11 protein-coding genes are annotated in these 14,882 nt (G+C 56.9%); 1 reads left to right on the top strand and 10 read right to left on the bottom strand.

The window, feature by feature from the left end:
* The first annotated feature begins 23 nt into the window (after positions 1–23).
* Entirely contained in the window at positions 24–893 is an 870-nt protein-coding gene (apaH, locus tag FT726_RS03090; protein ID WP_058759644.1) for a bis(5'-nucleosyl)-tetraphosphatase (symmetrical) ApaH, read from the top strand.
* 234 nt (positions 894–1,127) lie between these two features.
* Here apaH and folA read toward each other — a convergent pair whose 3' ends face one another.
* The 10 genes from folA to ribF form a co-directional block, all read right to left on the bottom strand.
* Complete coding sequence (gene folA, locus FT726_RS03085; RefSeq protein WP_031279709.1) at positions 1,128–1,610, bottom strand: type 3 dihydrofolate reductase; 483 nt, start codon at positions 1,608–1,610, stop codon at positions 1,128–1,130.
* 287 nt (positions 1,611–1,897) lie between these two features.
* On the bottom strand, positions 1,898–3,040 hold the full coding sequence (locus FT726_RS03080) for a porin (protein ID WP_058774843.1): 1,143 nt from the start codon (positions 3,038–3,040) through the stop codon (positions 1,898–1,900).
* A 235-nt stretch (positions 3,041–3,275) separates the two neighbouring features.
* Positions 3,276–6,500: a carbamoyl-phosphate synthase large subunit gene (carB, locus tag FT726_RS03075; protein WP_021507592.1), complete on the bottom strand. Its 3,225-nt coding sequence runs from the start codon at positions 6,498–6,500 to the stop codon at positions 3,276–3,278.
* A 13-nt stretch (positions 6,501–6,513) separates the two neighbouring features.
* Complete coding sequence (gene carA, locus FT726_RS03070; RefSeq protein ID WP_288423254.1) at positions 6,514–7,662, bottom strand: glutamine-hydrolyzing carbamoyl-phosphate synthase small subunit; 1,149 nt, start codon at positions 7,660–7,662, stop codon at positions 6,514–6,516.
* 470 nt (positions 7,663–8,132) lie between these two features.
* Positions 8,133–8,948, bottom strand: a complete 816-nt coding sequence (dapB, locus tag FT726_RS03065; RefSeq protein WP_021507594.1) for a 4-hydroxy-tetrahydrodipicolinate reductase — start codon at positions 8,946–8,948, stop codon at positions 8,133–8,135.
* Between the two features lie 223 nt (positions 8,949–9,171).
* On the bottom strand, positions 9,172–10,125 hold the full coding sequence (gene ispH, locus FT726_RS03060; protein ID WP_021507596.1) for a 4-hydroxy-3-methylbut-2-enyl diphosphate reductase: 954 nt from the start codon (positions 10,123–10,125) through the stop codon (positions 9,172–9,174).
* A complete protein-coding gene (gene fkpB, locus FT726_RS03055) occupies positions 10,106–10,576 on the bottom strand; it encodes an FKBP-type peptidyl-prolyl cis-trans isomerase (protein WP_021507597.1) in 471 nt (156 codons plus the stop codon). The genes ispH and fkpB overlap by 20 nt, the downstream gene beginning before the upstream one ends.
* 9 nt (positions 10,577–10,585) lie before the next feature.
* Positions 10,586–11,086: a signal peptidase II gene (gene lspA, locus FT726_RS03050; RefSeq protein ID WP_058759648.1), complete on the bottom strand. Its 501-nt coding sequence runs from the start codon at positions 11,084–11,086 to the stop codon at positions 10,586–10,588.
* On the bottom strand, positions 11,086–13,905 hold the full coding sequence (gene ileS / locus FT726_RS03045) for an isoleucine--tRNA ligase (RefSeq protein WP_241797998.1): 2,820 nt from the start codon (positions 13,903–13,905) through the stop codon (positions 11,086–11,088). The genes lspA and ileS overlap by 1 nt, the downstream gene beginning before the upstream one ends.
* A gap of 27 nt (positions 13,906–13,932) precedes the next feature.
* Positions 13,933–14,871: a bifunctional riboflavin kinase/FAD synthetase gene (gene ribF, locus FT726_RS03040; protein ID WP_058774845.1), complete on the bottom strand. Its 939-nt coding sequence runs from the start codon at positions 14,869–14,871 to the stop codon at positions 13,933–13,935.
* Positions 14,872–14,882: the final 11 nt, after the last annotated feature.

The raw sequence follows: 14,882 nt of genomic DNA, 5'->3' as shown, positions 1-14,882 counted from the left end.
CGCGTTTTCATCGGACTGACTTAATGAGTACATACCTGATTGGCGATATTCACGGCTGTTATGACGAATTACGTGCGCTGCTGGCGCAGGTCAATTTTGATGCGCAGCAGGACGAGCTATGGCTGACCGGCGACCTGGTGGCGCGCGGTCCGGGTTCGCTTGAGGTACTGCGCTACGTCAGGTCGCTCGGAGACTGTGTGCGCATGGTGCTGGGCAACCATGACCTGCATTTGCTGGCAGTGTATGCCGGTATCAGCCGTAACAAGCCCAAGGATCGCCTGACGCCCCTGCTGGAAGCGGACGATGCCGACGAGCTGATTAACTGGCTGCGTCGCCAGCCGCTGCTGCAGGTAGATGAAGAGAAAAAGCTGCTGATGGCGCATGCTGGCATTACGCCGCAGTGGGATCTGGAGACGGCACAGCAGTGCGCGCGCGAAGTTGAGGCGGTCTTATCCAGCGACAGCTATCCGCTGTTTCTCGATGCCATGTATGGCGACATGCCGAACAACTGGACACCGGAACTGAGCGGACTGGCGCGCCTGCGTTTTAGCACCAATGCGCTGACGCGCATGCGCTTCTGTTTCCCTAATGGTCAGCTCGATATGATCTGCAAAGAGGCACCCGCCTCAGCGCCGCCGCCGCTGAAACCGTGGTTCCAGGTGCCCGGCAAAATCAGCAGCGATTATACGCAAATCTTTGGTCACTGGGCTTCGCTGGAAGGAAAAGGCACGCCAGAGCATGTGATCGGGCTCGACACCGGCTGCTGCTGGGGCGGAACGCTGACCCTGCTGCACTGGGAGAGCGGCCAGTATTACACCCAGGTCTCGAACCGTGACCAGGCCATGGCGGAAAGCGCGGTGAATGCGCCCTCCCCCCTGAGCGATATGCAGTAAACAAAAAGCCCCGCGATGTTAGCGGGGCTTTTTTTCGGTCGCCATAAATGGCGACCCTACAGCGACCATCTGTACCGTGACAGCCATCAGCCTGATATCGCACAATTTTATCGCATCATAAACAGCAATTGATCCCTGCCATTGTAGGGTGCGCATTTATGCGCACCTGGAATGTATAAACAGCGATTGATCCCTGTCGTTGTAAGGTGCGCATTCATGCGCAGCAGGCCACTCTCAACGGCGGCGATCCAGAATCTCAAAGCAGTAACTGTGCGAATTCTGCGCATCAGCATCGTGGAACTCACTGAACGTCGACTGCCACTCGTCCGGCTCGTAATCCGGGAACTGGGTGTCGCCTTCCACTTCCGCATCGATATGCGTCAGATAGAGACGATCGGCGCGCGCCAGCATCTGCGCATAAATCCGGCCACCACCAATCACCATGATCTCTTCTGCCTCACCCGCTGCGGCAATTGCCTCTTCCGGCGACGTTACCCAGGTCACGCCGTCATGGTTGCCGGGCTGGCTGCTGACCACAATATTCAGGCGTCCCGGTAACGGGCGACCAATCGATTCAAAGGTCAGACGGCCCATAATCACCGGTTTGTTCAGCGTGTTGCGCTTGAACCACGCGAGGTCGGCAGGCAGGTGCCATGGCATGGCGTTTTCCATGCCAATAATACGATCTGCTGCCAGTGCCGCGATCAAACTAATCATGTTAAAAGACCTACAGGAAAAAAATTGGCGCAATGATACGTAAAGGTGAAACTTTCGTCGATAGGACGACCGTGCTATTTACGTAAAGCCCGCTTGGCTCGGCGTTTTGTCTGACCGACAGAGTTTTACTCCGGCTTTGCGGCCGTTAGCGGAAAGAGCCGCCAGAATTCGCGGTGAAGGCGCTACAACTCAGGGTGATGCTCCGCGCTGACCGCGCGCTGTGTAAAGAAAAGCGCACTGTGCCCGCCCAAAAAAAACGGCTCCCGCAGGAGCCGTTGATTTACGCATCAGAAATCGTAGCGCAGGCGCACCAGATTAACGTTGCCCAGAGATTTATCGGTACTGGAGGTGATCACGTACTCGTAGTCGACGCGGAAACCGTAGTCGAGCTGCGCGCTGACGCCCACGCCGTTATCGATACGCTTGTAGTTACGTCCGTTGACGAACTCCAGGCGATCGCCCATGAAGTACGGCTGGATGCTCTTCACAGCATACTGGCCGATCGGGAATTTATAACCGGCGAAGTATTCAACGCCCCACGCATCATCCGCGAAGTAGTTGTTAACGGTGTTGCGTTTAGTTGGCGAGAAGTTCTCATACCAGCCCGCACCGGCGGACAGCGTCCAGTTGTCCGGCGTCCAGCTCAGCGCGGTGCCGTAGATATTCTGGTCGTAACGCTTGCTGTCGCCATTGCCCGGATTGCGGATATCCGCGCGGGTGTAGTTCCACGCGGTGCCCCACGCCAGATCTTTGGTGATGTGATAGTTCACACCCAGCGAACCGCCGCCCTTGCGCTTGTAGCGCAGGCCGTTGCCCGGCAGATAGTCGTCATCTTCAAACAGATAAGCGGCATAGACATCCGCATCGCCAAAGGTGTTTTTATACTTCAGCATCTTGCGCGAGCGGTAAGATCCGTCGTAGTCACCGTTGATGCCGTTGCCCGGTGCCTGGGCCAGCATATCGTAGTCCCAGATATCGGTTTTAGCGCCGACGACATCGTAATAAACGCTGTTCTGCTGGCCAAAATAGAGCTCGCCCAGCGATGCGCTTTTGAAACCGGTATACAGCTGGCGACGCGTGGTGTTGTGGGCACCGTCCGCATAGTGGTTATCCCAGCCCCACCAGGCAGGGAAGTTAACGCCCAGCTCGTAGTAACCCACCCAGCTGACATCGTCAAACAGGTAGTAGTTGGCGCTGAAGCGGAAACGTGAACCGCCGTCGTAGCCGTTACGCTTATAAGATTTATCGTTAACCCCGTTCTGATGCAGATACTGCGGACGAATACTGCCGCCCACTTTGAAATCGAGACGGCTAAGCGGATCGCCGGCCTGCGGATCCTGCTTCAGCAGGGTGATTTCCGCCTGACTGGCGAGAGGTGCAGCAACAAGTAACGCAGCCACTGCGCTGAGAGTGAAAGCACGCATTTTCATTTTTATATCCCGTAAAGGTGAGCGCTCTATGATTGAGCAGCGGAATAGTACGGTGCGCTTAGCGGAGAGGTATTTATAATTTTGTGCGGATGCGCCTGAATGTAACTGGTTTCGCATCAACTGATAAAAATTATGTCAAATCAATAGATTTGTAACGTATAACCTTATGCAGCACAGGCAAAACAGGCCAAAAAAAACGGCCCGCGCGGGGCCGTTTAGTCACAGAGCAGGCGGTTTAGCCTTTAATCTGCGCGTGCATTTCCTGCACCGAAATCACTTTTTCGGTCGGATCCGCATTCAGCGCCATCGCGGTAGCAAAACCACCGTTCAGCGTGGTGTCGTAATGCACTTTGTACTGCAGCGCGCTGCGGCGAATCAGTTTCGAATCCTCAATCGCCTGGCGTCCTGCGGTGGTGTTGACGATGTAGGTGTACTCACCGTTCTTCAGGCGATCCTGAATGTGCGGACGCCCTTCGTGCACCTTGTTCACCAGGCGCGGATTGATGCCGGCTTCACCCAGCACCACGGCGGTACCGTGCGTCGCATCCAGCTCGAAGCCAAACTTCTGCAGCTTCGCGGCCAGGTCAACAATACGTTTCTTGTCGCCTTCACGCACCGACAGCAGCGCACGCCCCTGCTTCTTCATATTGCTCTGCGCGCCCAGCATAGCTTTGCTGAATGCTTCCGCGAAGGTGCGGCCCACGCCCATCACTTCACCAGTCGAACGCATTTCCGGACCAAGAATCGGGTCCACGCCCGGGAATTTGTTGAACGGCAGCACCACTTCTTTCACCGAGTAGTACGGCGGAATCACCTCTTCGGTCACGCCCTGTTCAGCCAGGGTTTTGCCAGCCATCACGCGCGCAGCCACTTTCGCCAGCGGCACGCCGGTGGCTTTGGAGACAAACGGCACGGTACGCGCGGCACGTGGGTTCACCTCAATCAGGTAAACTTCGTTGTCCTTGACCGCAAACTGCACGTTCATCAGACCACGTACGTTGAGTTCGAACGCCAGCTTTTCCACCTGCTGGCGCATCACGTTCTGAATCTCAGTGCTCAGGGTGTACGCCGGCAGCGAACAGGCCGAGTCACCGGAGTGCACGCCCGCCTGCTCAATGTGTTCCATGATGCCGCCAATCAGCACGCGTTCGCCGTCGCAAATCGCATCGACGTCCACTTCCACCGCGTCATCGAGGAAGCGATCCAGCAGCACTGGCGCATCGTTGGACACGGACACCGCAGTCTGGAAGTAGCGCTTAAGATCCACTTCGTCATAGACGATTTCCATCGCCCGGCCGCCCAGCACGTAGGAAGGACGCACCACCAGCGGATAGCCAATCCCTGCGGCTTTCTCTACCGCCTGTTCCAGCGTCGCCACCGTGGCGTTAGCCGGCTGTTTCAGTTTCAGGCGATCCACCGCCTGCTGGAAACGCTCACGGTCTTCCGCGCGGTCAATGGCATCCGGGCTGGTACCAATCACCGGCACGCCAGCCGCTTCCAGCGCGCGCGCCAGCTTCAGCGGTGTCTGGCCACCGTACTGCACGATAACGCCTTTTGGCTGCTCGATGCGCACGATCTCCAGCACGTCTTCCAGCGTTACCGGCTCGAAGTAGAGACGGTCTGAGGTGTCGTAATCAGTTGACACGGTTTCCGGGTTACAGTTGACCATGATGGTTTCGTAACCGTCTTCACGCAGCGCCAGCGCCGCATGCACGCAGCAGTAATCGAACTCAATGCCCTGACCGATACGGTTTGGCCCGCCGCCCAGAATCATGATTTTGTCGCGATCCTGATTAGGATTGGCTTCGCACTCTTCTTCATAGGTGGAGTACATGTAGGCGGTGTCCGTGGCGAACTCTGCCGCACAGGTATCCACGCGCTTGTAAACCGGATGCAGGTTGAACTGATGACGCAGCTTGCGGATTTCACTTTCCGCCACACCGGCCAGCGTTGCCAGACGCACATCGGCAAAGCCTTTACGCTTCAGCGCACGCAGGAAATCCGCGCTCAGCGAGTTGACACCTTCGCGCGCCACCTGCTCTTCCAGGCGCACCAGTTCTTCAATCTGCACCAGGAACCAGCGGTCAACGTTGGTCAGGTTGAACACGCCATCGACTGACATGCCGGCACGGAACGCATCAGCGATATACCAGATGCGATCAGAGCCGGCATCTTTCAGCTCGCGGCGGATACGGGTCAGGGCTTCGCCATCATCCAGATCCACTTTCGGGTCGAAACCGCTGGCGCCCACTTCCAGACCGCGCAGCGCTTTCTGCATCGATTCCTGGAACGTGCGGCCAATCGCCATCACTTCACCGACCGACTTCATCTGCGTGGTCAGACGATCATTGGCACCGGCAAACTTCTCGAAGTTGAAGCGGGGAATCTTGGTGACGACGTAGTCGATGGACGGCTCGAACGAGGCCGGCGTACGGCCACCGGTGATGTCGTTCATCAGTTCATCGAGGGTAAAGCCCACCGCCAGCTTGGCCGCGACTTTGGCAATCGGGAAGCCGGTCGCTTTCGAGGCCAGCGCTGAAGAACGCGACACACGCGGGTTCATCTCAATGACGATCAGGCGGCCATCTTTCGGGTTCACCGAGAACTGGACGTTGGAACCGCCGGTTTCGACACCGATTTCACGCAGTACCGCCAGCGAGGCGTTACGCATGATTTGATACTCTTTATCCGTCAGCGTTTGGGCAGGCGCCACGGTGATGGAGTCACCGGTGTGAATCCCCATCGCGTCAAAGTTTTCGATCGAGCAGACGATGATGCAGTTGTCGTTTTTATCACGCACCACTTCCATCTCGTACTCTTTCCAGCCAATCAGCGACTCATCAATCAGCAGCTCATTGGTTGGCGACAGATCGAGGCCGCGCTCGCAAATCTCTTCAAACTCTTCGCGGTTGTAAGCGATACCGCCACCGGTGCCGCCCATGGTAAACGACGGACGAATGATGCACGGGAAACCGACCTCTTCCGCTACCGCCAGCGCTTCTTCCATGGTGTGCGCGATACCGGAACGTGCGGTATCCAGACCGATGCTCTTCATCGCCACGTCGAAGCGGCGACGGTCTTCAGCTTTATCAATCGCATCGGCGGTGGCACCAATCATGGTCACGCCAAACTCGGCCAGCACGCCCTGGCGCTCCAGCTCCAGCGCGCAGTTCAGCGCGGTCTGGCCACCCATGGTCGGCAGCACGGCATCCGGGCGCTCTTTCTCAATGATTTTACGCACCACTTCCCAGTGGATAGGCTCGATGTAGGTCGCATCCGCCATTTCCGGGTCAGTCATGATGGTGGCCGGGTTAGAGTTCACCAGAATGACGCGGTAACCCTCTTCACGCAGCGCTTTACACGCCTGCGCACCTGAATAGTCGAATTCACATGCCTGGCCAATCACAATCGGGCCAGCGCCAAGGATCAGGATAGATTTTATGTCAGTACGTTTTGGCATCGTGGGCTCCTGATTACTTCGCGTTAGAACGGTAAGCTTCGATCAGTTCGATAAAGTGATCGAACAGCGGCGCCGCATCGTGCGGGCCTGGGCTGGCTTCCGGATGTCCCTGGAAGCTGAACGCCGGTTTGTCGGTGCGGTGAATGCCCTGTACGGTCTGGTCAAACAGGGAAACATGGGTCACACGCAGGTTAGCCGGCAGGTTGGTTTTATCGACGGCAAAACCGTGGTTCTGCGCGGTGATCATCACGGTGTTGTTATCGAGATCTTTCACCGGATGGTTGCCACCGTGATGGCCAAGCTTCATCTTCACGGTTTTCGCACCGCTGGCCAGCGCCAGCAGCTGATGGCCAAGGCAGATACCAAACACCGGAATGTCGGTTTTCAGGAAAGCCTGAATCGCGCTGATGGCGTAGTCGCACGGCTCCGGGTCGCCAGGGCCATTTGACAGGAAAATCCCGTCCGGATTCAGCGCCAGCACCTCATCAGCCGGCGTTTGCGCCGGGACAACCGTCAGGCGACAGCCGCGATCCACCAGCATGCGCAGAATGTTGCGCTTGGCGCCGTAGTCATAAGCCACCACGTGGAACGGCAGCGCGTCAGCGCTTTGCTGCTCGGGCAGGCCGCCTTTCAGCGCCCAGCTCCCCTGCTGCCACGCGTAGGTTTCCGCCGTGGTCACTTCTTTCGCCAGGTCCATGCCTTTCAGGCCCGGGAACGCCTGGGCTTTCTGTAGCGCCAGCGCCGCATCCGGACTGTCGCCGGCGATGATGCAGCCGTTCAGTGCCCCTTTCTCACGCAGCAGGCGCGTCAGTTTGCGCGTATCGATATCGGCGATACCGACAATATTGTTGCGCTGCAGATAAGCTGACAGGCTCTCTTCGCTGCGGAAGTTGCTGGTAATCAGCGGCAGATCGCGGATGACGAGGCCCTGAGCATGGATTTGACTGGATTCTTCATCGGCGGCATTGGCACCAACGTTGCCGATATGAGGATAAGTGAGGGTGACGATCTGGCGGGAATAGGAAGGATCAGTGAGGATTTCTTGATAACCGGTCATTGACGTATTGAAAACGACCTCCCCCACTGCCGATCCCGTTGCCCCGATGGCCCGACCGTGGAATTGGGTTCCGTCTTCCAGAACCAAGAGCGCTGACTTAATCAAAACATCCTCCAGGGAATAAACAGTCACAATATCTGCATATTAATTCAAAATGATGCGCTGAATCAATGCAAAAACCGCCTGACCGCTCGATTTTTGGCAAATTGCGCGCATTCTAATGATCGACCTGGTGATTGTCTACCCTGAGCGGTTATTTTTTTGTATATTTCGGGCTACTGAATGTTAAAAGTGAAGCAAGGCGACAAAATAGTGAGAGATCTCCGATAAATAATCGGTTGCCTGACGCAATTAATGGCAAAACACCGGCCAACTGCGTAAATTTTTGACCAAATGGTCAAAAAAAGCCACTCAACATGAAAAAACGTGCAGATAAATCATAAAAATAAGAACCACAAACAAAAATGACAATCAGATCGCCATTTTACAGATAAAATAAAGGGCAATGAAAACATTGCCCTGTTCAATCAATATCTTACCGATTGAAATAACCACATCACGATGGTTCACAACACTCACAACATCGATAAATCCAGCACATCACGCATATCATAAAGGCCAGATTTCTTATCTTTTAGCCATGCAGCAGCCTTAACGGCCCCATTGGCGAAGGTCATGCGGCTGGAAGCCTTGTGCGTAATCTCTACGCGCTCGCCGATATCCGCAAACATCGCGGTGTGCTCACCGACAATATCGCCCGCGCGCACGGTGGCAAAGCCGATGGTTTGCGCCTTGCGCTCGCCGGTATGGCCTTCGCGCGCGTAAACCGCGTGCTCATCCAGCTTCCAGTGCATGGCGTCGGCAATCGCCTCTCCCATCGCCAGCGCTGTGCCTGATGGCGCATCCACTTTGTGGCGGTGATGCGCTTCCACAATCTCGATATCCGCATAGTCGCCCATCACTTTTGCCGCCTGCTGTAACAGGTTAAGCACCAGATTGACGCCGACGCTGAAGTTCGCGGCAAACACGATGCCAATCTCTTCAGCCGCTTCACGGATGGCTGCCTTACCGGCTTCATCAAAACCGGTGGTGCCAATCACCATCGCTTTTTGATGCTGACGGCAGAACGCCAGATATTCCAGCGTGCCTTCCGGACGGGTGAAATCGATCAGCACATCGAAATCATTCACCACCTGCCGCAGATCGTCGGTCACCCGTACGCCGGTTTTGCCGATTCCCGCCAGTTCACCGGCATCCGCCCCCAGCAGCGAGGAACCGCTGCGCGCCAGCGCCGCGCCTAACACCACGCCTTCCGCCTGCTGTGCGGCCTGAATCAGATTGCGTCCCATGCGACCCGGCGCACCAACAATAGCAATGCGGATTTCACTCATATTTATTCATTCCTGATACAAAACTATGCATGCAAAGCGTAAACAGGTTAACGGTCAGATAACAGTCACGCCACAATAATAACGGGATAATAAGAATTTTAGGCCAGCCGCGATAGATTATCAGTAAAAGCAATCCCGCCCGCTGGAAGTCACGGCTGAGGTGATAAAGGATAAAGAAAAGGCCGAACATTGTCGGCCTGTTTCTGTCAGCAAATTGAAGTGCTTACTGCACGTTGCGTACGTCGACGCGCAGCTCTTTCGGCACTTCAAACACGATATTCTCTTCACGGCCAATCAGCTCAATCGCCGCTTCGCCGCCCAGCTCACGCAGGCGCTGAATCACCTGCTGCACCAGAATATCCGGAGCCGAAGCGCCGGCGGTAACGCCGATACACTGCACGCCTTTGACCCACTCTTCCTGAATATCATCCGCAGAATCAATCAGCTTCGCCAGCTTGCCGGCACGCTGCGCCAGCTCCGCCAGACGATTCGAGTTGGAGGAGTTTTTCGAGCCGACCACCAGAACCACCTCCGCATCCTGCGCCAGCACGCGCACCGCTTCCTGGCGGTTGGTGGTGGCGTAGCAGATATCATCCTTACGCGGTCCAATGATTGCCGGGAAACGCTGACGCAGCGCATCGATCACGTCCGAGGTATCATCCACCGACAGCGTGGTCTGCGTCATAAAGCACAGGTTGTTTTCATCTTTTACCTGCAGCTTAAACACATCCTCAGGCGACTCCACCAGATACATACCGCCGTTCGGGTTGCTGTACTGGCCCATGGTGCCTTCCACTTCCGGATGGCCGGCGTGGCCGATGAGAATCGCTTCCACACCTTTACGGCTGGCACGCGCCACTTCCATATGCACCTTGGTCACCAGCGGACAGGTGGCGTCAAACAGCATAGTGAGGCTGCGCGCTTTCGCTTCGGCCCGCACGGCCTGGGAAACGCCGTGTGCCGAGAAAATCAGGATGGCGTTGTCCGGTACTTCACTGATCTCTTCAATGAAGATCGCACCGCGCTCGCGCAGACTGCTGACCACGTAGCGGTTATGCACCACTTCATGGCGCACGTAAATTGGCGCGCCATACATCTCCAGCGCCCGCTCGACAATGCTGATAGCGCGGTCGACGCCTGCACAGAAACCGCGTGGGTTAGCTAACAGGATTTGCATCGCTGGCCTCCAGCACCGGATCGATCTCCAGCACTTCAATCTCAAATTTAATGCGCTGACCCGCCAGCGGATGGTTGAAATCGACGGTAATCGAGTCACCGGAAATTTCACGAATCACGCCCGGCATCTCGCTGCCGCCCATGCCGCTGAACAGCATGATGGCACCGACTTCCGGCTCGCCCGCGTCGATGAAATCACGGCGCGAGAAGTACTGGATCAGATCCGGGCTGGCAGCGCCAAAGGCGTCTTCCGGCTCGAGCGTAAAGGCGTGCTGATCGCCCACTTTACGCCCGACCAACTCCTGCTCCAGCGCCGCCGACAGGCTGCCATCTCCCAGACGGAACAGCGCAGGCTTGCCGTTGGCGCGCGTGGATTCAGCCGTCGAGCCATCCTCCAGCTTCAGTGTAAAATGCACCAGCAGCGCGCTGTCGCGCTGAACGATGTCTGTCATCTGTTACCCTTATTTATTCGTGACCTGTTTGCCTTTCGGGCTCAGAAAGCCCTCCAGCACTACCAGCGCCGCACCGATGCAGATACCGCAGTCGGCAATGTTAAAGGTGGCGAAGTGCCAGTCACCGATATAGAAGTCGATAAAGTCGACCACAAAGCCATGCCAGGCACGATCAAACAGGTTACCCAGCGCCCCGCCGATAATCAGCGCGTAGGCAATGTTGGTTAATTTATTGCTGGCGCGATTGCGATACATCATCACCAGCAGCGACACCACAATGGCGATGGCGATACCGGCAAAGAACCAGCGCTGCCAGCCGCCTTTGTCTGCCAGGAAGCTGAACGCCGCGCCATAGTTGTGCGCGTAGAACAGATTCAGGAACGGCATCAGCGGCTGGGTTTCATGCAGCATCATGTTGTTCATGACCCACTGCTTGCTGGCAAAATCGACCACGATCACCACCAGCACCAGCCATACCCAGCGCAGTCCGGTTGAGCACAGTTTACTCATCAGGCAAATTTCCGCACTTCACCGTTTCCGGCTACGTTGGTGTAGCAACGTCCACACACCGCAGCATGCTCCGGATTCTGGCCGACGTCAGTAGTGTAATGCCAGCAGCGCGGGCATTTCTCGCCTTCTGCTTTATGCAGCGCGATTTTCAGACCTTTTAACAGTTCGCTCTGCTGCGCTTCGTCGCTGGCCGTCACGTAATCCGCCACGGTCGCGCCCGAGGTCAGCAGCACGAAACGCAGCTCATCGCCCAGCGCCTGCAGCTTCGCCGCCAGTTCCGGATCGGCGTACAGCGTGACGGTGGCTTCGAGTGCGCCGCCGATGCGTTTGTCGCTGCGCGCCTGCTCAATCACCTTGTTCACTTCACCGCGCACTTTCAGCAGTTCTGCCCAGTACGCATCGTTCAGCGCTTCATCCTGCGCCAGACCAAACAGGCCCTGATACCACTCTTCGGTGAACACGTACTGTGGACGCTCGCCAGGCAGATAGCCCCAGATCTCATCCGCGGTGAACGACATGATCGGCGCCATCCAGCGCACTAGCGCTTCAGCGATATGCCACAGCGCGGTCTGGCAGCTGCGACGCGCCAGGCTGTCGCCCTTCGCGGTGTACTGACGATCTTTGATCACGTCGAGATAGAACGAGCCCATCTCGATGGAGCAGAAGTGCATCAGACGCTGCACCACTTCGTGGAAATCGTAGTTCTCGTACGACTGCACGATGTCCTGCTGTGCCGCCAGCGCACGGCCTACGGCCCAGCGATCCACTACCACCATCTCTTCCGGGCTGACGCAGTCGGTCGCCGGGTTGAAGCCTGCAAGGTTCGCCAGCAGGAAGCGCGCGGTGTTACGGATACGGCGATAGCTGTCGGCGGCCCGTTTCAGGATTTCATCGGATACCGCCATCTCACCGGAGTAGTCGGTTGAGGCCACCCACAGACGCAGAATATCCGCGCCCAGCTTGTCCATCACATCCTGCGGTGCCACGGTGTTGCCGATGGATTTCGACATTTTGCGGCCCTGACCGTCGACGGTGAAGCCGTGGGTCAGTACCTGACGGTAAGGCGCTTTGCCTTTCATCGCCGTGGAGATCATCAGCGACGACATGAACCAGCCGCGATGCTGATCCGAGCCTTCCAGATACATATCCGGTGCGTGCCCGTCAAATTCCGGACGCGCATCCACCACCGAGAAGCTGGTCGATCCGGAGTCAAACCAGACGTCGAGGGTATCCGGCACTTTGACGTAGTGATCGGCGTCATCGCCCATCAGATCGCGCGGATCGAGATCCCACCACGCCTGAATACCGTCCTGCTCGACGCGCTGCGCCACTTTCTCCATCAGCTCCAGCGTATCCGGGTGCAGCTGCTCGCTCTCTTTATGGACGAACAGCGCCATCGGCACGCCCCAGGTGCGCTGACGCGAGATGCACCAGTCCGGACGGTTAGCGACCATCGCTTCGATACGCGCCTGGCCCCAGTCCGGGATCCACTGCACACCCTTGATCTCTTTCAGCGACTGCGCACGCAGACCTTTCTGATCCATGCTGATAAACCACTGCGGCGTAGCACGGAAGATGATTGGCGTTTTATGACGCCAGCAGTGCGGATAGCTGTGCAGCAGTTTTTCCACGTGCAGCAGCGCACCTTTCTCCTGCAGCAGCGCAACGATCATGTCGTTGGCTTTAAATACGTTAACGCCATCCAGGGTTGGATAGGTGCCCGGCAGATACGCGCCGTCCGGCCCGACCGGGTTAGCGGTTTCGATGCCGTACTTCTGGCCGATCACATAGTCATCCGGACCGTGGCCTGGCGCGGTGTGCACCGCACCGGTACCGGCTTCCAGCGTGACGTGCTCGCCCAGCACCACTTTCGACTGGATCTGCTCGAGGAACGGATGCTGGAACAGCTGCAGCTCCAGCGCGGCGCCTTTGCATTCGCCCAGCACCTGCCACTCACTGATGCCTGCGCGTTTCAGCACCGATTCCACCAGATCTTTCGCGAGGATCAGGCTGCGGCCAGCAATCTGCACCAGCTGGTAGTCGAATTCCGGATGCAGCGAGATGGCGCGGTTTGCCGGCATGGTCCACGGCGTGGTGGTCCAGATAACCAGTGAAACCGGGCCTTCCGACGCCGCAACGCCAAACTTCGCGCGTACCGCATCGGCGTCCAGCGCGTTAAACATCACGTCGATAGAAGGTGAGGTTTTGTCGTAATACTCCACTTCCGCTTCCGCCAGCGCGGAACGGCAGTCCATGCACCAGTGCACCGGCTTGGCGCCTTTGTGCAGATGACCATTACCGATGATCTTGCCCAGCGCGCGAATGATGTTGGCTTCGGTCTGGAAATTCATGGTCAGATAAGGACGATCCCAGTCGCCAAGCACGCCAAGGCGGATGAAGTCCTTCTTCTGGCCTTCAACCTGCTCCGCCGCGTAGTTGCGGCAGGCTGCGCGGAATTCAGCTGCGCTGACTTTCTCGCCCGGCTTGCCAATCATCTGCTCAACTTTGTGCTCAATCGGTAAGCCGTGGCAGTCCCAGCCGGGAACATACGGCGAGTCAAAGCCCGCCATGCCTTTCGACTTAACGATAATATCTTTCAGAATCTTGTTAACTGAGTGACCAATATGAATGCTGCCGTTCGCATACGGAGGGCCATCATGCAGGATAAAGGTTTTTTTCCCTTTTTTGGCTGCGCGGATGATGCCGTACAGGTTGTCATCATACCAACGTTGCAGCATTCCCGGTTCGCGTTTGGCCAGATCGCCACGCATCGGGAACCCCGTTTCCGGCAAATTCAGGGTAGATTTATAGTCACTCATCAGATTCTCGGTTCCGTATTTCGGTCATTAAACCGGTGTTTTTAGCCCAAAAAATTGGCGGGCCGTCACCACATCTTTCGCAATTTGTTCTTTCAGCGCGTCCAGCGAAGCGAAACGCTGTTCGTCGCGAATCTTCTGCTTCAGCACCACCTCAATGTGGCGCCCATAAAGATTCATATGTGTGTCGAGCAGGTGAACTTCAAGCTGCTGACGCAGACCTTTTACCGTCGGGCGCGTACCAATGTTTGCCACGCCGGGAATCGGCTGCTCGCCCAGCCCCAGCACTTCAACCGCAAAGACACCTTTTACCGGCGTCACGGTGCGACGAAGCGGGAGATTGGCGGTCGGGAAACCAATGGTGCGTCCCAGTGCATCACCGTGCACCACGCGGCCAGAAATACTGAACGGATGACCGAGCAGCTGCTGCGCCTGAGCAAAATCGTCCTGCGCCAGCGCCTGACGTACCGCCGTACTGCTGATACGTTTGCCGCCATCACAATAGGTCTGGGTGCTGATGACCTCAAAGCCATACTCCGCACCGGCTTTCTGTAATAACAGGAAATCCCCCTGGCGACCAGCGCCAAAGCGGAAATCATCCCCCACTGCGAGGAATTTCACATTGAGCTTGTCGACCAGCAGTTCGCTGATAAAGCTTTGTGCTGAGTGTGCCGCAAAACGGCGATCGAAGCGCACGCACACCACGGCATCAACGCCCGCCAGTGCGAGGTATTTGAGCTTTTCACGCAGACGCGTCAGGCGCGCCGGCGCTTTGTCGCCGGCAAACAGCTCCAGCGGCTGTGGCTCAAACAGCATCACCACCACCGGCAGGTTGCGTTTACGTCCTTCGGCAATTAACTCCGCCATCAGCGCCTGGTGGCCGCGATGCACGCCGTCAAAATTACCAATGGTCAGGACGCAGCCGCGATGCTGCTCTTTCAGATTGTAAATACCGCGGATAAACTTCATGGCTGACTCAA

This window comes from Pantoea sp. Morm (assembly GCF_016643525.1).
Classification (GTDB): Bacteria; Pseudomonadota; Gammaproteobacteria; order Enterobacterales; family Enterobacteriaceae; genus Pantoea; species Pantoea dispersa.
The sequence above is the reverse complement of the archived record's forward strand: the minus strand, read 5'-3'. Positions and strand labels throughout refer to the sequence as shown.

What these genes read in the sequence shown, in the direction of transcription:
- apaH (WP_058759644.1), top strand. Translation starts at nt 24, where the DNA reads ATGAGTACATACCTGATTGGCGATATTCACGGCTGTTATGACGAATTA.
- folA (WP_031279709.1), bottom strand. Translation starts at nt 1,610, where the DNA reads ATGATTAGTTTGATCGCGGCACTGGCAGCAGATCGTATTATTGGCATG.
- FT726_RS03080 (WP_058774843.1), bottom strand. Translation starts at nt 3,040, where the DNA reads ATGAAAATGCGTGCTTTCACTCTCAGCGCAGTGGCTGCGTTACTTGTT.
- carB (WP_021507592.1), bottom strand. Translation starts at nt 6,500, where the DNA reads ATGCCAAAACGTACTGACATAAAATCTATCCTGATCCTTGGCGCTGGC.
- dapB (WP_021507594.1), bottom strand. Translation starts at nt 8,948, where the DNA reads ATGAGTGAAATCCGCATTGCTATTGTTGGTGCGCCGGGTCGCATGGGA.
- ispH (WP_021507596.1), bottom strand. Translation starts at nt 10,125, where the DNA reads ATGCAAATCCTGTTAGCTAACCCACGCGGTTTCTGTGCAGGCGTCGAC.
- fkpB (WP_021507597.1), bottom strand. Translation starts at nt 10,576, where the DNA reads ATGACAGACATCGTTCAGCGCGACAGCGCGCTGCTGGTGCATTTTACA.
- lspA (WP_058759648.1), bottom strand. Translation starts at nt 11,086, where the DNA reads ATGAGTAAACTGTGCTCAACCGGACTGCGCTGGGTATGGCTGGTGCTG.
- ileS (WP_241797998.1), bottom strand. Translation starts at nt 13,905, where the DNA reads ATGAGTGACTATAAATCTACCCTGAATTTGCCGGAAACGGGGTTCCCG.
- ribF (WP_058774845.1), bottom strand. Translation starts at nt 14,871, where the DNA reads ATGAAGTTTATCCGCGGTATTTACAATCTGAAAGAGCAGCATCGCGGC.